Source organism: Hymenobacter lutimineralis (assembly GCF_008271285.1).
Classification (GTDB): domain Bacteria; phylum Bacteroidota; class Bacteroidia; order Cytophagales; family Hymenobacteraceae; genus Hymenobacter; species Hymenobacter lutimineralis.
In genome coordinates this window covers 86,080-109,175 of sequence record NZ_VTHL01000017.1, presented here as the reverse complement: position 1 = coordinate 109,175, position 23,096 = coordinate 86,080, and the positions used below count along the sequence as shown (strand labels likewise).

General features: G+C 60.0%; 18 protein-coding genes and 1 pseudogene. 10 read left to right on the top strand and 9 right to left on the bottom strand.

What is annotated here, in order from left to right; translation table 11 throughout:
• The 5 genes and pseudogenes from FY528_RS15425 to FY528_RS15405 form a co-directional block, all read left to right on the top strand.
• Nucleotides 1–256 (top strand): annotated as a pseudogene (locus tag FY528_RS15425) (sugar MFS transporter); the annotation flags it as partial.
• Nucleotides 257–348: 92 nt separating this feature from the next.
• A complete protein-coding gene (locus FY528_RS15420; RefSeq protein WP_149071926.1) occupies nt 349–2,775 on the top strand; it encodes a glycoside hydrolase family 3 C-terminal domain-containing protein in 2,427 nt (808 codons plus the stop codon).
• Nucleotides 2,776–2,847: 72 nt separating this feature from the next.
• The gene (locus tag FY528_RS15415; RefSeq protein WP_149071925.1) at nt 2,848–4,317 is read left to right on the top strand and encodes a glycoside hydrolase family 30 protein; all 1,470 of its coding nucleotides are present in this window, start codon (nt 2,848–2,850) and stop codon (nt 4,315–4,317) included.
• A 508-nt stretch (nt 4,318–4,825) separates the two neighbouring features.
• Nucleotides 4,826–6,547 carry a family 43 glycosylhydrolase gene (locus FY528_RS15410; RefSeq protein WP_149071924.1) on the top strand — a complete coding sequence of 574 codons (1,722 nt, stop codon included), beginning with the start codon at nt 4,826–4,828 and terminating at the stop codon, nt 6,545–6,547.
• Nucleotides 6,548–6,658: 111 nt separating this feature from the next.
• Entirely contained in the window at nt 6,659–7,681 is a 1,023-nt protein-coding gene (locus FY528_RS15405) for a T9SS type A sorting domain-containing protein (protein WP_149071923.1), read from the top strand.
• Between the two features lie 155 nt (nt 7,682–7,836).
• Here the strand turns inward: FY528_RS15405 and FY528_RS15400 are convergent, their stop codons facing one another.
• Nucleotides 7,837–9,477 carry a DEAD/DEAH box helicase gene (locus FY528_RS15400; protein WP_262384020.1) on the bottom strand — a complete coding sequence of 547 codons (1,641 nt, stop codon included), beginning with the start codon at nt 9,475–9,477 and terminating at the stop codon, nt 7,837–7,839.
• Nucleotides 9,478–9,872: 395 nt separating this feature from the next.
• On the opposite strand from FY528_RS15400, the gene FY528_RS15395 reads away from it, so the two are divergent.
• Nucleotides 9,873–11,003 (top strand): TlpA disulfide reductase family protein, encoded by a 1,131-nt coding sequence (locus FY528_RS15395; RefSeq protein ID WP_149071921.1) that lies wholly within the window; start codon nt 9,873–9,875, stop codon nt 11,001–11,003.
• A gap of 52 nt (nt 11,004–11,055) precedes the next feature.
• On the opposite strand, the gene FY528_RS15390 is transcribed toward FY528_RS15395, so the two are convergent.
• Nucleotides 11,056–12,090, bottom strand: coding sequence for a Gfo/Idh/MocA family oxidoreductase (locus FY528_RS15390; protein ID WP_149071920.1), 1,035 nt, complete (start codon nt 12,088–12,090; stop codon nt 11,056–11,058).
• Between the two features lie 146 nt (nt 12,091–12,236).
• Here FY528_RS15390 and FY528_RS15385 point away from each other — a divergent pair, with 146 nt between their 5' ends.
• The 3 genes from FY528_RS15385 to FY528_RS15375 all read left to right on the top strand — a co-directional run bounded on the left by FY528_RS15385 (nt 12,237) and on the right by FY528_RS15375 (nt 15,157).
• A complete protein-coding gene (locus FY528_RS15385) occupies nt 12,237–12,971 on the top strand; it encodes a class I SAM-dependent methyltransferase (RefSeq protein WP_149071919.1) in 735 nt (244 codons plus the stop codon).
• A 78-nt stretch (nt 12,972–13,049) separates the two neighbouring features.
• A complete protein-coding gene (locus FY528_RS15380) occupies nt 13,050–14,204 on the top strand; it encodes a CaiB/BaiF CoA transferase family protein (RefSeq protein WP_149071918.1) in 1,155 nt (384 codons plus the stop codon).
• A 104-nt stretch (nt 14,205–14,308) separates the two neighbouring features.
• Entirely contained in the window at nt 14,309–15,157 is an 849-nt protein-coding gene (locus tag FY528_RS15375) for a hypothetical protein (protein WP_262384019.1), read from the top strand.
• A gap of 263 nt (nt 15,158–15,420) precedes the next feature.
• Here FY528_RS15375 and trpS read toward each other — a convergent pair whose 3' ends face one another.
• From trpS to FY528_RS15345, 6 genes are all read right to left on the bottom strand, one after another.
• Nucleotides 15,421–16,398, bottom strand: coding sequence for a tryptophan--tRNA ligase (gene trpS, locus FY528_RS15370; RefSeq protein ID WP_149071917.1), 978 nt, complete (start codon nt 16,396–16,398; stop codon nt 15,421–15,423).
• A gap of 17 nt (nt 16,399–16,415) precedes the next feature.
• Nucleotides 16,416–17,063 carry a hypothetical protein gene (locus tag FY528_RS15365; RefSeq protein WP_149071916.1) on the bottom strand — a complete coding sequence of 216 codons (648 nt, stop codon included), beginning with the start codon at nt 17,061–17,063 and terminating at the stop codon, nt 16,416–16,418.
• Nucleotides 17,064–17,084: 21 nt separating this feature from the next.
• Nucleotides 17,085–17,840 (bottom strand): queuosine precursor transporter, encoded by a 756-nt coding sequence (locus tag FY528_RS15360; RefSeq protein ID WP_149071915.1) that lies wholly within the window; start codon nt 17,838–17,840, stop codon nt 17,085–17,087.
• Between the two features lie 26 nt (nt 17,841–17,866).
• Nucleotides 17,867–18,883, bottom strand: coding sequence for a ribonuclease Z (locus tag FY528_RS15355; RefSeq protein ID WP_262384018.1), 1,017 nt, complete (start codon nt 18,881–18,883; stop codon nt 17,867–17,869).
• Nucleotides 18,884–18,972: 89 nt separating this feature from the next.
• Entirely contained in the window at nt 18,973–19,347 is a 375-nt protein-coding gene (locus tag FY528_RS15350) for an STAS domain-containing protein (RefSeq protein WP_073111726.1), read from the bottom strand.
• Nucleotides 19,348–19,418: 71 nt separating this feature from the next.
• Nucleotides 19,419–20,231 carry a DUF4198 domain-containing protein gene (locus tag FY528_RS15345; RefSeq protein ID WP_187632142.1) on the bottom strand — a complete coding sequence of 271 codons (813 nt, stop codon included), beginning with the start codon at nt 20,229–20,231 and terminating at the stop codon, nt 19,419–19,421.
• 272 nt (nt 20,232–20,503) lie between these two features.
• Between FY528_RS15345 and FY528_RS15340 the strand changes: the two genes are divergently transcribed.
• A complete protein-coding gene (locus FY528_RS15340; RefSeq protein ID WP_149071913.1) occupies nt 20,504–20,989 on the top strand; it encodes a hypothetical protein in 486 nt (161 codons plus the stop codon).
• A gap of 141 nt (nt 20,990–21,130) precedes the next feature.
• Here FY528_RS15340 and FY528_RS15335 read toward each other — a convergent pair whose 3' ends face one another.
• On the bottom strand, nt 21,131–22,978 hold the full coding sequence (locus FY528_RS15335; RefSeq protein WP_149071912.1) for a glycosyltransferase: 1,848 nt from the start codon (nt 22,976–22,978) through the stop codon (nt 21,131–21,133).
• Between the last annotated feature and the right edge of the window lie 118 nt (nt 22,979–23,096).

Below are 23,096 nucleotides of genomic sequence, written 5' to 3'. Positions count from 1 at the left end.
GAGCCTGCTGGCCGTGGGGCTGATGAACTCGATCATGTTTGCCACCATCTTCACGCTGGCCGTGGCCGGGCTGGGGCGCCACACGGAGGAAGCCTCGGGCCTGCTGAACGTGGCCATCGTGGGGGGAGCCCTGGTGCCCATGCTCTTCGGGGCCGTGGCCGACGCCAGCTCCCTGCGCCTGGCCCTGCTGCTGCCCGTGCTTTGCTACGCCTACATTCTCTGGTACGGCCTGAAAGGACACGTCAGAACGGCCTAACGCCGGGGCACAGCACCTCTTCTATTGTCTTCTCTGCCTGATGTGGCCGTCATTTCGATGAGCGGCAGCTAAGCGTTCCACCCCACTGATTTATGCTGAATTTTCTAGAGTCGTTTCGTCGTGCGGCGTTTGTATTCTCTCTTGGCCTGTTGAGCTACGGCCCGGCGCAAGCCCAGCAACTGCCGTCCACCGCCGATGCCCGCGTGGAGGCCCTGCTCAAGCAGATGAGCACGGAAGAAAAGCTGGCCCAGCTTTACAACAACGGATTTATGACCACGCCCACCAACGACCGGCTGAAAGTACCGGGCTTTGTGATGGACGATGGCCCCCATGGGGTGCGCTTCGAGCGGGCCTCGTCTTTCCCCACGGGCATGGCCGTGGCGTCTACCTGGGACCGGGCCTTGGCTTACCGCCTTGGGCAAGCCATGGGTGAGGAGTTCTGGGCGTACGGCAAGCATCAGCAGTTAGGGCCCTGCCTCGACATCGTGCAGGACCCGCGCGCCGGCCGCAATGCCGAAGCCGGGGGCGAAGACCCTTTTCTCATCGGGCAGCTGAGCGGCTATACCATCCGCGGCATCCAAACCACTCCGGTTATAGCCACGGCCAAGCACTTCATGATTGAAGGCAAGCAGAGCACGCGCCACACCCGCAACCAGATTTTCACCGACCGCGGCGTGATGGAGCAGTTTGGCTACAACTTCCGCATGGCCGTGCAGGAAGGCGGGCCGCTGAGCGTGATGTCATCTTACAACCTCATCAACGGGGAGCACGCAGCCGAAAGCCCGTACCTGATGAATACGGTGCTGCGCCAGCGCTGGGGCTTTCCGTTCTACGTGGTATCGGACTGGGATGCGGTACATGACAGCCAAAAAGCCATTGTGGCTGGCAACGACATCTGCATGGGCTCCGACGACTATCAGAAGGATCTGCCCGGGCTGGTCGCCAGCGGCAAAGTGCCCATGAGCGTAATCGATGCGGCCGTGCGCAATGTACTGCGCACCAAGATCATGGCCGGGATGCTGGATTTCTACCCTACCTCTTCGCCGGCGCAATCGGCTAACACCGCAGCGCACAAGGAAGTGGCCCTGCAAGGCGCGCGTGAGTCCATTGTGCTGCTGAAGAACACGGGCAACATTCTGCCGTTCAGCAAAGCTGCAGTTAAGCACATTGCCGTTATCGGCCCCAATGCCGATCAGTCGAACCTGAACTGCTTTGGCAGCAGCGAGACGACGCCGGCCTACGCCGTGAGCCTCAAGCAAGGCCTCGACACCAAACTCGGCGCCACCAAGGTGTACTACGCCAAAGGCTGCGACATTAATAGTATCGATACCACAGGCTTCCGCGCCGCTACGGAGTTGGCCCGCCAAGCCGATGTCGTGGTGTTTGCCGGCGGCCTCGACCTGACCCAGGAAGGGGAGGGGTACAACGGCGGCAGCGACCGGGTAAACAACTCCACCACGTTGCCCGGCATGCAGCAGCAGCTGATTCGGGCCCTGGCCCGGGTCAATCCGAATCTGGTGGTGGTGCTGCAAAGCGGGGGCGTCGTGTCGATGCACGAAAGTCTACCGGCTACCAAAGGCCTGCTGTACTCGTTCTACGCTGGGCAGGAAGCCGGTACAGCCCTGGCCGACGTGTTGTTCGGCGACTATAACCCCGCGGGCCGCATGCCCGTGACTATGCCCACCGCCGACGCCCAGCTACCGGAATGGAACGACGATTTCACCGACGACTTCGGCAATGGCTACCGGTGGTTTGATGAGAAAGCCCTGACGCCGGAGTTTGCCTTCGGGGCTGGGCTCAGCTACACCTCCTTCCAGTACACCAACCTCCGCACAGCCAGCAATTCCCTGGTAGCTGGTGCCCCGGTGCAGGTGATGGTAGACGTGCAGAACACCGGCAAAATGGCCGGCGATGAAGTAACCCAGCTCTACCTGACCACGCACAACTCGCCGGTATGGATTCCAAAAAAGGAGCTGAAAGGCTTTGAGCGCGTGGCGCTGGCCCCGGGCGAAAAGAAAACGGTTACGTTCCAGCTCACCGCCGAGGACTTTTACCGCTGGAACGAGCAGCAGAAAGCCTACCAGGTAAATGCCGGCCGCTATACCGTGCGCGTCGGGGGCGCCTCCGACCGGCTGCCCCTAACTCAGGACCTGACGCTGAAAAGCGGTGCCCCCCGGCCCGACCTGAAAGTAACCGAGGTATTCAGCCTGCCGCGCTTCCCCAAGGCTGGGGAGCAAGTACGCTTCTATGCCTTGGTGCGCAACCTCGGCAATGCGCCGGTAACCGGGCAGAAGCTGAACCTGAGCTTCTCCGTCAACAATGCCACTGTGGCCAGCGCGCCGGGTACCAGCGTGACGCTGCAGCCGGGCCAGGCCATGCTGCTGCCGGCTACTCAAAGCACCTGGAAGGCCCCGGCAGTCGGCAAGCTCTCCGTGCAAGCCACCATCGACTCCGACAAGAAGCTGAAGGAATGGCTGGAAGACAACAACGCCTATACCCGTCAGCTGGAAGTGTATTAGCCTGTTTTCCCGCCTCACCGCTCTTGCTTTAGCTGCTCTCGCCTTGGGGCGTGACGGTTAATCCTCCTGCCTATGTTTTCTACCCGTTTTTTCCTGACTACCCTGGGACTTGGGGCCGCGCTGGTGGCCTGTAGCCCCCAACTGGCCAAAACCACTAGTTCCACCGCAACTGCCTACACGGGTCCTACGCCCAACGTGCGGCAGGCCGAAGTATACGTAACGGCCCAAAACACCAACGACCGGCTGGCCCGCAAAGCTCCGGTAAGCTTCGAGCCCAGCGGCCAGCCCGGCGAGAACGTGGCCACGCTGTTCGTAGATTACCGCCGCACGTTTCAGACCATCGTGGGCATTGGCGGGGCTTTCACCGATGCTTCCGCTGAAACATTTTATAAGCTCCCCAAAGCCAAGCAGCAGGAAATTCTTAGCGCCTACTTCGATAAGAGTAAAGGCATCGGCTACTCTCTGGGGCGCACGCACATCAACAGCTGCGACTTCAGCAGCGACATGTACACGTACGTTGCGCCGGGCGACACGGCCCTAACCAGCTTTTCCCTGGCCCACGACGAGAAGTTCCGGCTGCCCTTCATCCGCGAAGCCCTGAAAACCGCCGGCGGCGCCATTACCATGTATGCCTCGCCCTGGAGCCCCCCGGCCTGGATGAAAACCAACGACAACATGCTGCAGGGGGGCAAGCTGCGCCCCGAACACCGCCGGGCCTGGGCCCGCTATTACTCACGCTTCGTTAAGGAATACGAAAAAGCTGGCGTGCCTATTTGGGGCCTCACAGTGCAAAACGAGCCCCTGGCGGTGCAAACCTGGGAGTCGTGTATTTACACGGCCGACGAGGAAGCCAGCTTTGTAAAGAACTTCTTAGGGCCCGAGCTGCGGCGCTCCGGCCTTGACCGGCTCAAGCTCATGATCTGGGACCACAACCGCGGGCCCATGGTGCAGCGCGCCGCGGCCGCCCTCAACGACCCCGAAACGGCCCAGTACGTGTGGGGCACCGCCTTTCACTGGTACATGGATGACAACTACGAGAACGTGCAGCAGGTCCACGATGCCTGGCCCGATAAGCACCTGCTGTTCACGGAGGGCTGCCTGTACCCCTTCGATTTCAGCCGCATCAAGGAGTGGCAATGGGGCGAGAAGTACGGCGAGTCCATCATCCAGGACCTGAACAACTGGTCGGATGGCTGGACGGACTGGAACATGATTCTGGACGAGAAGGGTGGGCCCAACCACGTGCAGAACTACTGCTACGCCCCCATCATTGCCGACACCCGCACGGGCGACGTGCACTACATGAACTCCTTCTACTACATTGGGCACTTCTCGAAGTTCGTGCGGCCCGGGGCCAAGCGCATCGTATGCTCCTCGTTTAGCGGGCAGCTGCAAGCCACGGCCTTTCTGAATACCGATGGCAACATTGCCGTCGTGGCCATGAACAAGGGAGACAAGGCAGTAGATTTTCAATTGCTGATTGATGGCAAGGCGGCTCGTACCACTTGTCCCGCCCACGGAATTGTGACGATGAGTATCTAGTTGAATTTTGGGTGAGTGCCGCGTACCGAGCCGCTTCTACTGCAATAGAAGCGGCTTTTTCATGCGCAAACGGCCGTTGCTGCGGGTGTTTCAGGCCCGTGTTGAGGAGCCTATGCAGGAGACTTGGTGCGACAGGCCAAAATGTTATAACCCTCATTAAAGAGCGAGGATATAGGCTCTTACCAATAACTTCCATTACTTTACGAAGTGCGAAGGCCTTGGCGCTAAGCTCTACCTTACCCGGCGCATAATAAACCAGCCAGCCGCCTACCACTCTCAACTGTCTTTTCTGTCCTAGTCCTTACTACTTGAAGCAATACACAATCGATTGTGAATCGAGCTTTCTGTATTCTCACAATCGATTGTGTTCATCTTTTTCCAATTCCCACATATTTTTCTCATGATGCAGCTTGTACTTCAACCCCCAAAACTCAATGCAACAAATGGCCTGGCTAACCAACACAGTTCCGGCCAGCTGACTCCTGCAAATCTATCTGCTTGGTGGCGTATGGCCAGCAGGGGAGTATTGCTGTGGCTGCTGGTACTGGGCCTGGCGGGCCGGGTAGCAGCGCTGGATGGTGCTTACGGCTCCCACGACCCGTCAACCCTCGTAAAAGACGGCAACAAGTACTGGATGTTTACCACGGGTGCCGGGATTTATGCGGCCTATTCCACCGACCTGTTCCGCTGGCAAAGTGCACCCAAAACGGTGTTCCCCATTGGCACCTGGCCCACCTGGATCAACCAGGCAGTACCGGGGTTCGACGGGACCTTCTGGGCCCCGGACGTGCTGTACATGAACGGGAAGTACTACCTCTACTACTCCTGCTCCACGTTTGGGTCGCCCCGCTCGGCCATTGGGGTAGCTACCAGCCCTACGCTGGACCAAAACTCTCCCTACTACAAATGGACCGATCTGGGGATGGTGGTTTCTTCTGCCACCCAGACGGATATTAACGCCATTGATCCGGCCTTGCTCAAGGACAGTAATGGCCGGGTATATATGACCTACGGCTCGTTTTCCGGCGGAATTGGCGTCGTAGAACTAGATGCAGCCACCGGCCTGAGAAAAGCAGGAGCCCCCATTGTACACGTGGCCGGTGGAAACCGGGCTTCCTGGGAGGCGCCCTATCTGTTCAAAGAAGGCAACTACTACTACCTGGTGGTGAACCGTGGAGCCTGCTGCCAAGGAGTAAATAGTACCTACTTCCTGGTAATGGGCCGCTCCACCAACATCAACGGGCCTTACGTAGATAAAAGCAACGTAGACCTGCGCAGCAATGGTGGCACCCGGCTGCTGGCCACTTCGGGCAAGTACGTAGGCCCCGGTCACTTTGGCCTGCTGCGCGAAAACGGCACCAACTTCGTTTCCCTGCACTACTACGACCGAAACGACAATGGCAATGCCAAGCTCGACATTGCTAATATGGGCATCAGCTCCGTGGATGGCTGGCCCTTCGTGACGCGCGACTGGGTGGCGGCGGGGCGCTACCGCGTCACCAACCAGAACAGCGGGTTGTCGTGGGATGCCTGGGGCTGCACCGGGGTGCAGGGCCAAGCCATTGCCCAGGGCCAATACAACAACCTCACGTGTCAGAAATGGGATTTTACGCCCGTTGGCGACGGCACCTACAAGATTACCAATGCCCAGGGCGGCCTGGCCGCCGACGTGGTGAACTGCAACGCAGGCAATGGGGCCAAGCTGCAGCTCTGGCCCTACCTGAACAACAACTGCCAGAAATTTAAGATTGAGCGCACGGCCGATGGGGCCTATCTGATGACTTCCCTGACCGGGACGCGGGTGATTGAAGTGCCGGCCGCCTCTACCACGGCGGGCACGCAGTTGGCGCTCTGGGACCAGAACGGAGCCCTGTGCCAGCGCTGGTACATTACCAGTGCCAACACCACGCTGGCGGCGGCTACGGCTCCGGCCCCGACGAATGGAGTGAGCCCCGAGAGTGGCACCCTGCAGTGGAATGGCTCGGCCACTACCTACAATCTGTTGCTGGGCACCTCACCCGCCGACTTGCGCGTGCAGGCTACCGGCCTCACCTCCACCACGTATACTTTGCCCGAAACAAGTGCTCTGGGGCAGTATTTCTGGCGTGTAGACAGCAACACGGGCGGCGTGGTAGCGGCCGGGGACCTGTGGTCGTTTGTGGTCGAAGATAAAGTGCCACCCTTGGCGCTGGCCAAGGACCTAACTGTGGTCCTGAATGCCCAGGGCTAGGCTACCATTGCTGCCGCCGACCTCGACAATGGCAGCCGGGATGCCTATGGTATAGCTTCCCTGAAAGCCAGTCAGACCATTTTCGGCTGCGCAAACCTGGGCCCAAATTCTGTGGTGCTCAGCGTAACCGACGCCAACGGCAACGTAGCTACCGCTACTGCCGTGGTAACCGTGCTGGATCAGCTAGCACCGACGGCCGCCACCAGGAACATCAGCGTACAACTGGTAAACGGCGTGGCCACCATTTCTGGTGCCGATATTGACAATGGCTCAAGTGATGCCTGTGGAATCCAGACCCTGAGCGTGGAGCCCGCCACCTTCACCTGTGCCAACCTAGGCCCCAACCGGGTAATGCTGACTGCGCGCGACGCCAGTGGCAACCAGGCTCAGGCTCCCGCCACCGTCACGGTTACCGGCGAGCTGCCGGTTGCTGCAATTACCGTTACGCCAAACAATACCACCTACACCGGCGGCGTAGCCACTACGCTATATCTCGGCTATGGCCCCCAGAGCGTAACGCTGACAGCTAGTGGGGGCAGCAGCTACCAATGGAGCCCTACTGAAGGCTTGAGCAACACCACCGTGGCCCAGCCCGTTTTCACGGCTACGAAGCCCGGTACTTATCCGCTCACTGTTACCGCCACCAACCGCTATGGCTGCACGGCTACCGCGAGTGTGACCCTCACGGTAGTAGATGCCCGCTGCGGCAACAACAACGATAAAGTGCTAGTGTGCCACAAAGGGCAGGAACTGTGCGTGGCGGCCAATGCCGTGGCTCAACACCTTACCGGGCACCAGGACCAGCTTGGCGGGTGCAACGCCGGGCAGGCCGAAAGCCGCTCTTCCGCCTTACGTGCTGCTCAACCCACATTAGAGCAGGTATTTACGGCGTATCCAAATCCCTTCAACGAGCGTACAACCATTCGTTTCCGCTCCATGCAGAAAGCCCAGGCCCAGGTTCAGGTGTACAATGCGCTGGGCCAGCTGGTGGCTACGCTGTATGATGGCTTAGCGGAGCAAGGCCAGGCATATGAGGTAGCCTTGGCCGCCCGAAATTTGGGTGCCGGCGTGTATACCTGCCGCCTGCGCCTCGACGGAAAGATGCATACCCAGCGCCTGCTACTGGTAAGATAATCCGGGAAATCTTAGGTAGGTTAAACCCGCAAACACCTTCTCTGCTCTGCGGGGAAGGTGTTTTCTTATCTGCGAAGTCTGAGCTACCCGGGCTGACTGGCTCATAAAAAAAGCCCTGCCCGTTTAAATAAGCAGGGCTTTTTAAAGACTGAGTATTACTCGGCGCTTGGGGCAGCCGGGGCCGACTGCGTTGCTTCGGGGCTGCTGCCCGCCGGCCGGTCGGTGCGCTTGCGGTTGCGGCCCCCGCGCTTGCGGCGGCGCTGGCCTTCGCCGGCTGGCTCACCTTCGGCGCGTGGTTGTGTCCCGGCAGCTTCGCCTTCGGGACGGGGTGGGCGGGGTGCACGCGGCTCACGCGGTGGACGGGCCTGGCCGGTGCTTTCTTTCCGTTCGCCTTCGGGGCGGGGCTCACGCGGGGGGCGCTGGTAGGGTTGGGCAGGGGCCTGGCCGGCGTCGAGAGCCGCTAGTGCCGCCTCGGCACGGGCAATGCGGGCCTGCTGGTCGGCGTCAGGCTTGTCGCCCCGCTCGGGGCGGGAGCCTTTTTCGCCCCGGCCGCCGGAGCGGCCACCTTCCCCGCGGGGCCCGCGGCCTCCTTCGGGGCGAGGCCCCCGGTCACGCCCGCCGCTGCCACCACTGCCGCCGGAGCGGCCGCCCCGCTCGGGCCGACCACCAATTTTGCCCCGCAGGCCGCTGAAGCGTTTGGGGTCAAACTCGGGCGCTTCGCCCAGGCCCAGGCTTTCGGTAATGTTCTGCTTCTCGATTTCGCGCTCAATGAGCTTCTCAATCTTGAGCACACGGTCCTGATCCTGGTCGCTGATGAAGGTGATGGCCGTGCCTTTGGTGGCGGCGCGGGCGGTGCGCCCAATACGGTGCACGTAATCTTCGGCGGCGCGCGGAATATCGTAGTTCACCACGTGGCTGAGGGAGTCGATGTCAATGCCGCGGCTGAGTACGTCGGTGGCTACCAGAATGGGGAACTGCTTGTTTTTGAAGGCGCGCATGATTTCCTCGCGCTCTTCCTGGGTACGGTCGGAGCTGATGCCGCGGGCCTCCACGCCCAGCTTATTCACGGCCCGTACAATGCCGGCCACGGCCGCTTTCTGGCTCGTAAACAGCACCATGCTCTGCACATCCTGGGTTTTGATGATGTGCTCCAGCAGGTAAATCTTCTGGCGGTCGAAGGCCATGAAGAACTGCTGGTCGATGCCGGCGGCGGGCTTGCTTACGGCCAGACGGATTTCCTCGGGGCTTTGCAGAATCTGCTGGGAGAAGTCGCGGATTTTGTTGGGCATGGTGGCCGAGAACAGCAGCGTCTGGCGGTGCTTGGGCAGCTGGCGCACAATGTTCAGGATGTCATCGGAGAAGCCCATGTCCATCATCTTGTCGGCTTCGTCGAGCACCAGATACTTCAGGTCCTCGAACTTCACGTAGCCCATTTGCATGTGGGCAATGAGGCGGCCGGGCGTGGCAATGATGATGTCGGCCCCGGAGGTAAGGGCGCGCTTCTGCTGCTCCCAGTTTTCGCTTTTGCCGCCGCCATAGATGGCAATGGAGCTGGCTTCCACAAAGTAGCCAAAGCCCGTCACCTGCTCGTCAATCTGGGTGGCCAGCTCGCGGGTGGGCACCAATACCAGGGTGCTGGTGGTGCCGTGCTTGGCGTGGGAAATCTTATCGAGCAGGGGCAGCAGGTAAGCCGCCGTTTTGCCGGTGCCGGTCTGGGCGCAGGCAATCAGGTCTTTGCCGTCGAGAATCTTGGGAATAGCCTGCTCTTGGATGGGCGTGGCCTGCTGGTAGTTCATGGCATCAATGCCAGCCAGCAGGTCGTCGTGAAGGTTGAATTCGTGAAACGTCAAGGTTCAGCGAGAATTAGGATGATAAATGGCTGACCCTGAGTCTCTGGTCAGCTTGCAGCGGCGCACGGTGGAGGAGCGGAAAGCAGCCGGTGCGGCCAGACCAGCTAAAACAGCCCCGAAAGGCGCCGGTGGTCTGCAACAAAGATACAGGGATTTGCATGTGGACGCACGTGCAGGCTTGGTAGATACGGTTGGGCTGCCTGCGGACTTATCTGCCGCTCTATCAGGCTAACACACAATCCGCCATATTAGTCGCAGCGTTTTATGCGTTACTTGGCCCGGCTGCCTACTGGAGCCAATGCGCCAACGGCAGTAGCTCCATTCACTTCGTTTCTATTCCTATGCAAAAGTATCTACTCGCCCTGCTGCTGGCTGCGCCGGGGCTGGCATCTGCGCAATCAGCCACTTCGTTCACCATCAAAGGCAAGCTAGGTCCGCTGAGCGCCCCGGCCAAGGTGTATTTGCTGCGAGGAATGACCGTCACGGACTCTGCTACGATTAAAAATGGAGTATTCGAGCTGAAAGGCACCACCGAAGCGCCTGGTATGGCCGAGCTGATTATGCGGCGCAACGGCCGGCTGGGCAGTTTGTATGGACAGCCGGGCGACCGTACGCGCGTGTACCTGGAGGCCAATCCGGTGTTGGTCACCAGTCCCGATTCGCTCACCCACGCCACCATTGCCGGGGGGCCACTGAACAAGGACTACGCGCGACTCGATGCTTCCCTGAAGCCCATTATTAGCGCTATGCAGGCCTTTGGGGCCGAAATCCAGCAGGCTACCGAGCAGCAACGGCAGGACCCAGCCTTCACGGAGAAGCTGAAGTCCCGCTTTGAAGCCTTCTATAAGCAGATTGCCACGGCCAACTACGCCTTTATTAAAGCTAACCCAAACTCACTCGTTAGCCTGGATGCGCTGCTGGGAATGCAGATGCTGGATTTGCCGCAGTATGCCACCGTGGGCCCGCTTTATGCCGCCCTTAGCCCGGCACTCAGAAACACAGCCCAGGGCCGGGAGTATGGTCAACTGGTGGAAGGGCTGAAAGCCGTAGCCATCGGCGCCACGGCCCCGGACTTCACCCAGCAAACTCCGGATGGCAAAACCGTGTCATTGCGCGACTACCGGGGCAAGTATGTGCTGGTGGACTTCTGGGCCTCGTGGTGTGGCCCTTGCCGCCAGGAAAACCCCACCGTGGCCCGCGCCTACGCGGCCTACAAGGGCCGTAACTTCGAGGTATTGGGCGTGTCGCTCGATAGTGAGAAGGACCGCGCCAAGTGGGTGAAAGCCATTGCCGACGATAAGCTGACCTGGACCCAGGTATCGGACCTGCGCGGGTGGGAAAATGCCGCGGCCCGCAGCTACGCCGTGCGCGGTATTCCACAGAACTACCTGATTGACCCCGCGGGCAAGATTGTGGCGGTCAACCTGAAAGGCGAAGCCCTGCAGGCCACGCTGGCCCAGTACATCAAGTAAGCATCACGTGCACTCACCAAAGCCCTGGCACCGTTTTTTGCTTTGGTGAAGCTTACTTCGCTGGCCTTGCGGCGGCCTGCTCCAGAATCTCCAGTTGCCAGCGCAGCTCCTCGGGCCGGACGGGGTAGGGCTGGCCGTGGCGGATAGTCTGGTACACCGCCTCAAACAGACCAGAGTAGTTGCCGCGCGGGGCCTCCAGCGTGGCGTGGGAAAACTGCCCATCGGCCTCAACCATCGTGAGCTGTCCGGCGGCCTCGGCCGGTTCCCACCCATAGGCCGCATCCGTTGGGCGCATGCCAGCCGCTAGCTGGGCTTCCTGCACGTCGGCGCGCCGCTTCTGGAAGGAGCCCTGCGTGCCGTGCAGCACGTAGGCGGGCACCGGCGCGGCAGCCAGCAAGCTCACCGTTACAAACACCTGCAGGCCGGCGGGGTAGGTGAGGTGGGCAAGGAAATAATCGACTACGCGGGAGCCTGGCCGCTGACTGGCCTGCGCTACGTGTACGTGCTGAGGGCGGCCAAACAAGCTCAGGGCCTCGTCCAGCACGTGGGCGCCCAGGTCGAAGTGGAAGCCGCTAGCGGGCACGGTGGGGTCTTCTTTGAACACCTTGGGGTTGAGGCCGGGCTTGTAACGGTCGAAGCGAAAGTGCGCCTCCGTGAGCTGGCCCAGCCGCCCGCTTTCCACCACTTGCCGCACCAGCTGGAAGTCGGCATCCCAGCGGCGGTTTTGGTAGGCCAGCAGCTGCTTGCCCTGCTCGGCAGCCAGGGCCAACAGCTCGTCCAGTTCCGCCAGGGTAGCCGTAACGGGTTTTTCCAGCAGCACGTGCTTACCAGCCTGCAGGGCCTGCCGGGCCAGGTCAAAGTGGGTGTCGTTGGGCGTGTTCACGACGACCAGTTCCAGCGCCTCATCCGCCAGCAGTTCGGCCACACTGTCGTAGCTGCGCACCTCGGGGTAGCGGGACGCGGCTTCCTTGCGGGTGCGCTCTACCACGGCCTGCAGCCGGAAGTTGGGGGCCGTCAGGAAAGGAGCGTGGAATACGCGCCCTGACATACCGTAGGCCAGCAGGCCAGTAGCAATAGGAGAGGACATAGGAGGCAGGGGTAAGACGTCTGAGGGCTTGCGGGCTGTGCGGCTAGTGCTTTCTTCGCAAAGGAAATCAACGCGCCGCCGCAAATATGCGTCTCTAAGGAGCCCGGCCAATCATTTCTTTTCCAAACGCCCTAACCTCCGCGCCCATGCTCGACCGTTTTTCCGATCAAGCCAGCCTCTACGCCCGCTACCGCATCGACTACCCGGCGGCATTGTATGAGTGGCTGCTACCGCGCGTTTCGGGCCGGGCCCACGCCTGGGACTGTGCTACCGGCAACGGGCAGGTGGCCGTGGTGCTGGCCCGCCACTTTGCGCACGTCACCGCCACCGACATCAGCGCGGCCCAGCTGGCCGAAGCGCCCCGGCTGCCCAATATCACCTACCAGCTGGCTCCGGCCGAGCAGTCGGCCCTGCCCACGCAGTCGGTGGACGTGGTGACGGTGGGGCAGGCGGTACATTGGTTTGAGCCCGAGGCATTCAACCAGGAAGTGCGCCGCGTGCTGCGCCCCGGCGGTGTAGTAGCTGAGTGGGGCTACGGCCTAGTGCAGGTTAGGGCCGACTTGGACCCGCTCATCCGCCGATTCTACGCCGAAACCATGCGCCCGTACTGGGACGAAAACCGCTGGCACATCGACGACGAGTACACCCGCCTGCCTTTTCCCTTCGCCGCCGTGGAGTACGCGCATTTCACGGAGTCCCGCCGCTGGACGGCTGGGCACTTCCTGAACTACCTGCGCACCTGGTCGAGCGTGGTGAAGTACCAAAAGCAGCACGGGCAGGACGCCGTACTGCTCCTGGCCGACGACCTGACGCGGATCTGGGGGGAAGAAGAGCGAGAAGTACGGTTTCCGGTGTTCGTGCGGCTGGGGCGCGTAGAGTAGGGCCGGTAACTGCATACTGAAACACTAGCCGGAGCCTACATCAAAACGAAATTCCGAAGGGGTACCTACCTTCGGCCCATGGTCGATAGTTCTTTTTCGCTGCCACTGCAGGGGCTTTTCGTGCTTGAGCTGGCCTCGGTGCTGGCCGGCCCGCAGGTAGGTCAGTTTCTGGCCGAGCTGGGTGCCGACGTGCTCAAAATAGAAGCCCCCGCCGGCGACGTAACCCGCACCTGGAAAACCCGTGGCGAAGACGCCCATACCTCCGTGTCGGCGTACTTTTCCTGCGCCAACTGGGGCAAGCAGAGCCTGGTGCTTGACTTAACCACCACTGCGGGCCGGGCCTCCCTACACGAGCTGGCGGCCCGCGCCGACATCGTGCTGGCCAGCTACAAGCCCGGCGACGCTGAAAAGCTAGGGGCCGATTACGCCACGCTTTCTGCCCTGAACCCGCGGCTGATTTATGGGCACATCACGGGGTACGGGGGCGACGTGAACCGCGCGGGCTACGATGCTGTGCTGCAAGCCGAAGCGGGGTTTATGCACCTGAACGCCGCCGGCCCCGGGCAGCCTCCCCAGAAAATGCCCGTGGCCCTGATTGATTTGCTCACGGCTCATCAGCTGAAAGCCGGACTGCTCACCGCCCTGTACCAGCGCGAGCGGACGGGCCAGGGTACTTTGGTTGAGGTTTCTCTTTGGGACAGCGCCTTGGCTTCCCTGGCCAACCAGGCCGCTAGCTTTTTAGTGACAGGGCAGGAGCCCCAGCCGCTGGGCTCGGGCCACCCCAGCATCGTGCCCTACGGCACTGTGTACGAAGCCGCCGACGGAGTGCGCCTGTTGCTGGCCGTGGGCTCCGACCGGCAGTTTCAACAGCTTTGCGCCGTGCTGGCCCAGCCGGAGTGGACCGCCGACGCCCGGTTTGCTACCAACCCAGCCCGCGTAGCGCACCGTGCGGAGCTGGAAGAGTTGCTGCGGGCACGCATTGCTGAGGTAAAGGGGCAGGCGCTGCTGGCGGAGCTGGGGCAACTGGCGGTGCCGGCCGGGGCAGTGCGCACGGTAGGCGAGGCCCTGGGGCACCCGTCGGCGCAGGCCATGCTGCTGCCCGCTACACCAGAATTTGCTCACCAAGGCCTCCGCACAGTAGCTTTTCGGAGTCCGGCCTGGCCTACTGCAGCAGTGCTGCCCGCTCCCCCGCCGCTACAAAGCACCGCCGCCGCGGAAGAAACATCTGGATAAACCGGGAGTATCGTACATTCCTGGCAGCGCCAACCTCCGATGCGGGGGCGCGTAGGCAACAGGATGTACCCGTTATGGCTGGCTTAGCCCGCCTTTTTTTAGCTATGGCAAAACGCACCAAGAAGAACGCAGACCCGGAAATGGTGGTCGCGGCGGAAACGCCCGGAGCTGCCGCGCCGGAACCCACCGCGCCCCAGGCCGCGCCCGATAACAACCACCCGGACGTGATGCCGCACATCGATTCCGTAACACCTGAAGCCGTTACGGAGCGGCTGACGCTGATTTTTGAAGGTCTCCGGCAGAAGTCCACGGCCAAGCAGGCCATCTACCGCAATACCATTGCCGCCTTCGATCTGCTGCGGAAGGTGTCGCAGGAGTTGGTGGTGGAGCTCAGCCGCAAGCTCACGCCCGTAGATGCCTCCGTGGTGATTGAGTACCGGCCCGTGAATGAAATGGAGTTCCACATCCGGTTCTCGGGTGATTTGCTCGTGTTCGTGCTCCACTCCAACATCGTCACCTTCCCCGATACCTATGGCCCCATGCCCACGGCCTACGTAGAGGAGGACTTCCGGCGGCGCTTTTTCGGGCACATCATGGCCTACAACTTCATGGCCGACTCCATCAAGTACCAGCGCCTCAACGACCCCGGCTACTTAGTGGGCCGCCTGCTGATCAACATCGACAACCACTACTTCCTGGAAGGCGTGCAGCAGCTGGAAATGCCCGATCTGGATATGTCGGACAACTTCCTGACCTCGGATGCCATGAAGCTCTTCGTGGAAAGCGCCATGATTGCGGCCGTGAACAACGACCTGATTGCACCCCCGCTGCCCGAAATCCAGAAGATTACCGTTAAGCAGAAAATCGAAAACCAGCAGGTAAGCCGCGGCAGCAAAGTGGGCTTCAGCTTCTACAGTCAGCAGCACAGCAACATCGACGGCCTGCCGTATTGAGTGTAATGTGCTAATGTGAGGGAATGTGGGAAATGTGTTAATGACCTGCGGTCATTGCGAGGCGTAGCCGAAGTAATCCGTCCTGAACAACGTGCCAAACCCCCAGATGTGAAAAGCCCTTACCCGTGCGCAACGAGTAAGGGCTTTCTGGTGGAAGAACGGGCAGCACGTTTCAGAGGACGGATGGCTTCGCGCTGCTTGCCATGACATATGCCAACATCAGCACATTTCTCACATTAGCGAAGCGCCGCACATTCCCCACATTACCTTCTGAGGTAACCTACTTTCTCACGCACTTTGTTCAGGACGTCGGAGCCGTAGGCCTGGGCTTTTTGAGCACCTTCGGCCAGTCGGGCATCCACTTCGGGCAGGTTGTTCATGTAGTAGCTGAACAACTCCCGCTCCCGGGCAAAGCGCGTACGAATTACCTCGTAGAGCGCCTGCTTGGCGTGGCCGTAGCCGTAGCCGCCGCGCAGGTAGTTCTGGCGCATTTCCTCCACCTGCTCGGGCGTAGCCAGCAGGGAGTAGAGCTTGAAGGTAGTGTCGGTGTCCGGGTTCTTGGGCGCTTCCAGGGGCGTGCTGTCTGATACAATGCTCTTGATGGTTTTGAGCAGGGCCTTGTCGTCCACGAAAATGTCGAGGATGTTGCCGTAGCTCTTGCTCATCTTCTGGCCATCGAGGCCGGGCACCAGCATTACCTGCTCATCTACGCGCACCTGAGGTAGCACGAAGGTTTCGCCGTAGCGGTTGTTGAAGGCCGAGGCAATATCCCGCGTGATTTCGAGGTGCTGAATCTGGTCCTTGCCCACGGGTACAATGTCCACGTCGTAGAGCAGGATGTCGGCGGCCATGAGCACGGGGTACGTAAACAAGCCGGCATTCACATCGGCCAAGCGGCTAGACTTGTCCTTAAACGAATGGGCGTTGGCCAGCATCGGGAACGGCGTGAAGCACGAGAGGTACCACGTCAGCTCCGTCACCTGCGGCACGTCCGACTGCCGGTAGAACAGGTTGCGCTCCGTATCGATGCCGCAGGCCAGCCAGGCGGCCGCTACCGCGTAGGTGTTCTGGCGCAGCAGCTCCGCGTCGCGCACGGTGGTGAGGGAGTGCAGATCGGCAATGAAAAACAAGGACTCGTTAGCGGCATTGCGCGACAAGTCAATCATGGGCAGAATAGCACCGAGTAGGTTACCCAGGTGCGGGCGGCCGGTGCTTTGAATGCCAGTGAGAATGCGGGGCATAGTTGGAAAGAAAAAGATCAGTCGCGAATGTTATGGACAGGCTCTGGCACGTAGGGTGTACCAGTATTGAGTGCATGAATAAGACGTTTAAGATCTGATAGAATAATCTGTTTATCCTCTACCAGTTTAATTAAATCTGGCCGGCTGCTCAGATAGAGCAGTATCATCTCCCTAAACATTTTATTACTGCCAGTTATCCCACCCGCCGGAACAGCCGACACAACCGTTCCATTAGACCATTTCAATAAGTAGGTTTCATGAACGAAATTGCCACCAGAAGCTATAGCACCATTTGGGCTTGCACTTGGCCCTGACTTAGTGGTGTATTCATAGCGCATAAGCATTACTTGGCCACTGTCCAGCAGTTCTACGAAAACTTCATCTGCTGCGTCCTCAGTAAACGCCTTGCTCTCCTCGAAACCATTTGCTTTCCGATAGCGCTTAATGCCAATTCGAAAGCTACTAATTTCTCTTGGCGTAATCTTAATAGTGCTTCCCTTCTCGTCTTTTGCTATTAGTAGCTTAGCATCTTGCAACTTAAGTTTGGCATCATGCCGGACCTGTTGATTATCAGCAAGGATATACGAGCCAAGTTTAAACGAATTAAATTGAGCGAATAATAGAGCAGGAAATAGTAGAAATGCTACTAATAAGAGTAGACGCATAAAACAGGAAAAACAAAAGAATTACACACTCACATTGGCCGCGGCTTCCTGCTGTAGCTCCACCGTATCATCCTGGCCCAGGTACCGGTCGATGAGGTAGTGAGCTAGGTAGAGCACCGGCGTGAGCAGAATGGCCGAGGCGAACTTATACCAGTAGTTGGTGTTGGCCACGCTCAGTACTTGCTCGAAGCTCCAGTTGCCGAACAGGTAAAACGCCACGAACAGTACCACAAACGAATCGACCAGCTGCGAGACCAGCGTGGAGCCCGTGGCGCGCAGCCAAATAAGGCGGCTGCCCGTGATGCGGCGCAGGGCCTGAAACACCGTGGCATCGAGCACTTGGCCAATTAGAAAGGCCACAATAGAGCCCGTGATGATGCCCAGGCCCTGGCGGAAAATGCTCTGGTAGGCAAACTCAATGTTGAAGGGTCGGCCTTCCGCATCTACTTTGTTGATGTCAAGCCAGAACTGGGCCGGGGGGAGCTTGGTGGTAGCCAGAATCACGAGGAAGGCGTACAGAATCAGCCCTACCGTGAGGAAGCTCACCCGCAGCACGCCCTTGCGCCCGAAGTACTCGTTGATAATGTCAGTGGTGACGAATACCACGGGCCAGATCAGCACCCCGGCCGTGAGGTTGCCGGGCAGCCCCAGCAGGGCATCCACCGAGAATATCTTCACGCCGATGATTTCGGCCAGCAGGGCATTTACAATAAAAATGCCGCTCAGAACCAGGTAGAGCTGCTGCTTTTTGTGGGCAAAAGAAGAAGTTGGAACCATACGGTCAAAGTACAACAACGCGCCGCTTACTCGGCAGTTGGTTGATTAGGAACGTTTACCACGGTGCCTTCCAGAGCCAGGAGCGTAGGCGCAAACTCGGAGCGGGCCTCGCGCAGGTGGGGCTCCAGGTCGCGGTAGCGGGAAGAAAAGTGCCCGATGAGCAATTGGCCCACGCCGGCTTCCCGGGCCAGCTGGCCCGCCTGCCGGGCCGTGGCGTGAAACGTAACGGCGGCCCGCTCGCGCAGCTCATCCAGGAAGGTGGCTTCGTGGTAGAGCACATCCACCCCGCGCACCAGCTCCACCAACCCCGGCAAATACACAGTGTCGGAGCAGAAGGCGTAGCTGCGGGCGCGTTTGGGTGGGCCCGTTACCTCGGCATAGCGGAGCACTACCTCGCCGGTAGTTTCGTCGAGCAGGTCTTCGCCCTGGCTGAGCTGCTGGAGCTGGGCGGGGGAGAGGCTGGCCGGCAGCCGGTCCCGCAGCAGGGAGCGGCGCCGGGGCTGCTCGCGCAGCAGGTAGCCGCAGCAGGCAATGCGGTGGCGCATGGGCAAGCTGTGCACCGTCAGCAGCTTATCCTCATACACCAACTGGTGCACGGTGGGGTCCACCACCACAAATTCCAGGTCGAAGCTGAGCTGGGTGCCCGAGTGGCGGAACTGCGTGGTCAGGACTTCTTCCAGGCCAGCGGGGCCGAAGAGGCGCAGCGGCTCGGTGCGGCTTTGCAGCTGCATAGTGCCCAGCAAGCCAAACAAGCCAAAGAAATGGTCGCCGTGCAGGTGGGAAATAAAGATGACGCTGAGGCGCATGGGGCCGATTTTGTGCTCCATCAGCCGGCGCTGCGTGCCTTCGCCACAATCCAGCAGGTAATGCATGTTGCCCACGCTCAACACCTGGGCCGTGTGGTGGCGGCCCGGTACTGGCGTGGCCGAGCCGCTGCCCAAAATCCTTAGCTCAAATTCCATGTAAAATGGCTGGCTGGCTAGCTGGTTAAATGGCTGCGGAGAAGCGGCGGGATTGGGTAGCCCTTCGGCCAGGCAGCGCATCAGCCAGGTAAATAAAAAGGCTGTTGGCCGGTAGCTGTCAGCAGAAAAACTAACAGCTAACAGCCAACAGCCAACAGCCCATAAACAGGCTACTCTTTGCTGGTCAGGTCGCGCTCAATGGCGTGCAGGAAAATCCGGTCGATGCCTTCTTCCACGGTGGGCAGAATGTGCAGTACCGATTCCAGCTTCGAGATGGTGATCAGCTTCATGACGTGGTCCTGCAGGCCGGTCAGCACCAGCAGACCGCCAGTGGAATTGCACAGACGGTTGGCAATCAGAATAGAACTTAACCCCGAAGAGTCCGTGTACTTTACGTTCTGCAAGTCCAGAATCAGGTTGTTAATGCCCTCGGCATTCAATTTCACAAACTCCGATTTCAGATCCGGCGCCACCGTAGTGTCAAGCTTCTTCTCGTCAATCGTGATGATTGTGTAGGTTTCTTTTTTATCAATCGAGTACTTCATACCAGCGGACAGTTCGGAGGTTACGGGAGTTGCGAAGGTAGTAAAAAAAATCGTTGCGGAAATAGGGCCTATCAACGCTTATAGGGTTGATTTACCCCGAAGGTAAGTGTAGCCCAGGTACTCTGCCAATCGGCTTGGTCGGGGTGCGGATGCGGGTGCATCCGGACGGCACTCACCAGGATTTCGGCGGGCTGCGTGGGCAAGCGAATCAGCACCCGGCCTTCCGGCGACGTATACAGGCGCTGCAACTGAGCGGGCGCCTGGGCGGGAGTTTGGGATTTTACCCAGGCTTGCACCAGCTGCCCCCGAATGGGTTGGCCTTTTTCCCGCAATTGTACCGTAAGCAGGGAGCCGGGCCGGGCCGCATAGGGGTTCTGATCCGCAATGAATTCCAGGTCCTGCCCGGCTTGCGCGTTGAAGGGCCCGGCCAGGGTACCGCCAACCTGCACGAGGGTTTTGGCGCACCGGCGGTAGGTTTCCCGGGCCGGCTTGTCCAGCTGCTTGCGTTTCTGGCGCACAAGCAGAATGCTTTCCAGCCCTTCTTCCTTCAGGTAAGCATTAAAATCGGCGGCCGATAAAGACAAAGCCGTTTCGTTGGTATCCAGGCACAGCATGTGCGTGCCCGACTCATTCAGTTCCAAGGTGGTGCGCAGGGTGTCGGCCAGCGTGGCCACGGCCGTCAGGTCTACGGTATCGTTGGGGGCGTACTGCACCAGCCGGGCCAGGCGCTGGCTCGTGCCCGACCAAGGGGAGCCCGTCAATTGCTGCCCAACCAACCGACGAACATAAACGAGGGTGCCGGGCGATACGCGGTAGCGGCTGGGGTGCAGCCAGAATTCGTGGGCAGTGGCCCAGGAGGCCCAGCCCAGAAACCCTACCAGCATAAGAAGCCCAGGCAGCCGCATACTTAACTTAAAACAGAGAAATGAATAAAAATAACCAGCCAGGTAGCGAAGTGTTTGGTGTGGTAGGAGGGAAAGGGAAAAGAAGGTAGGCAATAAGCGGCATACTTCTACAGCGCCAATTCTGATTCTCCGGCGCCAATTGTACTGTAGCTAGCTGAGTAGGGCCTGGGAGCCTTCACATGCTTATGTGATTGACGCAGGGGCAGTAAGCAGGTACTTTTGCTTAGGTATTGATCCGGCTGATTTATTCTATGAGCTTCGTGTGGCTACACCTTGATGCACTAACAGCGGGGCTGACGCTGCTGCTGGCTCTTGTCTGCTGGCGGCAGTGGTTGGTGCGCTATAAACCGCCCATCCGCCGGCTGGCGTTGTTTGCTCTGGTGCTGGGACCTACCTGGGTGGCGGTGCGGATGGGGGCCCATTTGCTGGCTAACCTCTGCCAGGCCTTGGAGCGCCTGATGACCCACACCTTTGCCTATGACTTTCAGTTTTATTCCCTGATGCTGATGGGCGTGGTATTTATGGGGCTGAGTCTGCGCATGTTGCAGCAGGCCCAGCTGCTGAGCCAGGGCCGCTCCCGGGCGGCCCGGCCCTTTTGCCACGCCGCGGGCACCCTGGTGGCCCTCAGCGCGCCCACGTTCTTTCTCACGCCCACGGGGCTGTTGCCCACTCTAGCCTGCCTGATAGCGGGCCTGGGGCTGCTGTTTCTCTACAAACCCGTCCGCCAGATGGCGTAGCATTTAGTTTTTCATTGCGAGTTGCTGGTTGTTATCCTGCTGCCGCAATGGCCAGCCCCGCACCCTGCCACACGACCACGCTAGTTATCAGGTTATCCTGATACCTGACAACAACAAACAACTGATAACTAGTAATTAACCTTAGCTCCGCTCCAGGGCCAGGTGATAGGCCCGGTCGTAGTACACGCGCAGGTTTTTCCAGTCGTACATTTCCGAGGAGCTTTCTACCTGGTTGCGCTGCATAATCCGTTCCCGGCGGGTTTGCAGCACAAAAGTCCAGAGCATGTTGGTGAGCTCCTCTGCGGCTTCGTCGAAGCTTTTTTCCTGGCGCTGCACCACGAAAATGCCTTTCTCCTCGTGTTGCGGTACATTCTGCATCACATAGTCGCCGAAGCCCGACAGGTCGCTGGTGATGGCAGGCACGCCGCGGGCTACGCACTCCAGCGGCGTGTACCCCCAGGGCTCGTAATAGCTTGGAAAGATGCCCAGGTGACAGCCCCGCACAAACTGCCCGTACTCCATACCAAACAGGGGAGAGGTGGGCGACACAAAATCGGGGTGATACACGATTTTCACCCGGTCGTGCTGGTTGTTGACCAGGTTGGCGCGCCGCACAAAGTTCAGAATGTCGTCGTTGTGGTCGTCTACTAAGTTGTGGGTGATGACCGGGGGCAAGCTGTTGGTTTTCCAGCTTTGCAGGGTGCGGCGGTAGCGCAGCTTCCAGTAATCGTCTACCATGCTGCCTAGCTCGGGCAGCTTGTAGTCGGTGGCACCGGCGGCGGCGTAGAACAGCCGCTCACCCACCTGTCGCTCAATGGCTTCGCAGGTTTCGCGCACTTCATTCAGCACCGCACGGCTTTGCAGCACCTGCGGGTTGATGCTGTAGAAAGGACGCTTGGTAATGAAAAACATAACCACCTGGCCTTCCAGCCCGCTTTGCTGCAGGCGGTAGTTGAGGCGGGCCAGCGCCTCCAGCGTCAGGTCGAACCCCTTGTTGTGGTACTCGTAGCGGCCCGAGGTAAACAGGTACAGCGTCTTGTCCAGATCAAACGAGTAGCTCTGGAAGAAGTGCGCCATCACGAATTCGTGAATCTTGGCCTTGTACTGCTGGTGCAGGTTCTGAAACTCGTGCAGGGCCACAAACCGCTCGATGTTTAGGCCGTTGGGCAGCACCGCGTCGGGTATCCGGTCGAGCAGGTAGATGCACTCCCGCACCGTCAGCTCACTTACCGTGGTAAACACGTGGGAGCCGTGCGCGGCGGCCCGCTCTATGCGCACGGCCGTTTCGATGTTGAAGTGGCGCGCCTCCGCCTCCCAGCTCACCTGCATCAGGTGGTCATAGAAGTTGGGGTCGTTCATGGCCAGGTAGCGGCCCAGCAGCGTGGCGTGGGTAGTAAAGATAATGCGCACGGGCACCTGCTCGCGGCGCAGGTCGGGAATGGCTACGCCCGTCATCCACTCGTGGAAGTGCACTAGCACCTGGGGTTGGGCCGCATCCGCGGCCGCTTCGGTAGCCAAGGCCTGCACGAAGCGCTTGGCCAGGTGGCCAAACGCTTCTACCTGGTGCAGCAGGTCGTCGTGGTCGGGGGTCGGGATGCCGTGGTCGCGCCAGAGGTCGGCTTTGATCTGGCCCAGCTGCCCGTAGGCATCGTACGGGCTCAGGAGCACCACCCGGGGACGGCCCGTTACCAGCCACACGCCGTAGTGCACACCCACGCCTTGTTCCCGCAGGCGGCGTACGGCTCGCGAAAATGGGTCGGTGGCTGCGGCCAGCTCGGCCTCCGTCATAGGCTCAAACTCAGCCTGGGCCTGCTGCGCGAAGTAGGGCCCTAACAGGCAGTAGCTGTCCTGCCAGCCCTGTACCGTAGCCGGTACTTTGCTGCGGATAACGGTGTAGATGCCACCTACCTGGTTGCAGACTTCCCAGGCTACTTCCACCAGCAGGGCATTGGGGGCAACAAGGTCGGGGGCAGATGAAGGAAACTGCATAGCGGGCAAGCGTAGAAAGGTGGAGGCCGGACGGGCCGGTAAAGTAGGCAGCAAACGGGATGCAATGCCAGCAAGCCCCCGCTTTTTCAATAAAAAACACGGCTGCCAACCAGGAAAG

What these genes read in the sequence shown, in the direction of transcription:
- FY528_RS15400 (WP_262384020.1), bottom strand. Translation starts at nt 9,477, where the DNA reads ATGAACTACCAGCAGGCCACGCCCATCCAAGAGCAGGCTATTCCCAAG.
- FY528_RS15340 (WP_149071913.1), top strand. Translation starts at nt 20,504, where the DNA reads ATGAGCTTCGTGTGGCTACACCTTGATGCACTAACAGCGGGGCTGACG.
- trpS (WP_149071917.1), bottom strand. Translation starts at nt 16,398, where the DNA reads ATGCCCCGCATTCTCACTGGCATTCAAAGCACCGGCCGCCCGCACCTG.
- FY528_RS15375 (WP_262384019.1), top strand. Translation starts at nt 14,309, where the DNA reads ATGGCAAAACGCACCAAGAAGAACGCAGACCCGGAAATGGTGGTCGCG.
- FY528_RS15360 (WP_149071915.1), bottom strand. Translation starts at nt 17,840, where the DNA reads ATGGTTCCAACTTCTTCTTTTGCCCACAAAAAGCAGCAGCTCTACCTG.
- FY528_RS15415 (WP_149071925.1), top strand. Translation starts at nt 2,848, where the DNA reads ATGTTTTCTACCCGTTTTTTCCTGACTACCCTGGGACTTGGGGCCGCG.
- FY528_RS15365 (WP_149071916.1), bottom strand. Translation starts at nt 17,063, where the DNA reads ATGCGTCTACTCTTATTAGTAGCATTTCTACTATTTCCTGCTCTATTA.
- FY528_RS15390 (WP_149071920.1), bottom strand. Translation starts at nt 12,090, where the DNA reads ATGTCCTCTCCTATTGCTACTGGCCTGCTGGCCTACGGTATGTCAGGG.
- FY528_RS15380 (WP_149071918.1), top strand. Translation starts at nt 13,050, where the DNA reads ATGGTCGATAGTTCTTTTTCGCTGCCACTGCAGGGGCTTTTCGTGCTT.
- FY528_RS15420 (WP_149071926.1), top strand. Translation starts at nt 349, where the DNA reads ATGCTGAATTTTCTAGAGTCGTTTCGTCGTGCGGCGTTTGTATTCTCT.
- FY528_RS15335 (WP_149071912.1), bottom strand. Translation starts at nt 22,978, where the DNA reads ATGCAGTTTCCTTCATCTGCCCCCGACCTTGTTGCCCCCAATGCCCTG.
- FY528_RS15385 (WP_149071919.1), top strand. Translation starts at nt 12,237, where the DNA reads ATGCTCGACCGTTTTTCCGATCAAGCCAGCCTCTACGCCCGCTACCGC.
- FY528_RS15395 (WP_149071921.1), top strand. Translation starts at nt 9,873, where the DNA reads ATGCAAAAGTATCTACTCGCCCTGCTGCTGGCTGCGCCGGGGCTGGCA.
- FY528_RS15355 (WP_262384018.1), bottom strand. Translation starts at nt 18,883, where the DNA reads ATGCGCTGCCTGGCCGAAGGGCTACCCAATCCCGCCGCTTCTCCGCAG.
- FY528_RS15350 (WP_073111726.1), bottom strand. Translation starts at nt 19,347, where the DNA reads ATGAAGTACTCGATTGATAAAAAAGAAACCTACACAATCATCACGATT.
- FY528_RS15345 (WP_187632142.1), bottom strand. Translation starts at nt 20,231, where the DNA reads ATGCTGGTAGGGTTTCTGGGCTGGGCCTCCTGGGCCACTGCCCACGAA.
- FY528_RS15410 (WP_149071924.1), top strand. Translation starts at nt 4,826, where the DNA reads ATGGCCAGCAGGGGAGTATTGCTGTGGCTGCTGGTACTGGGCCTGGCG.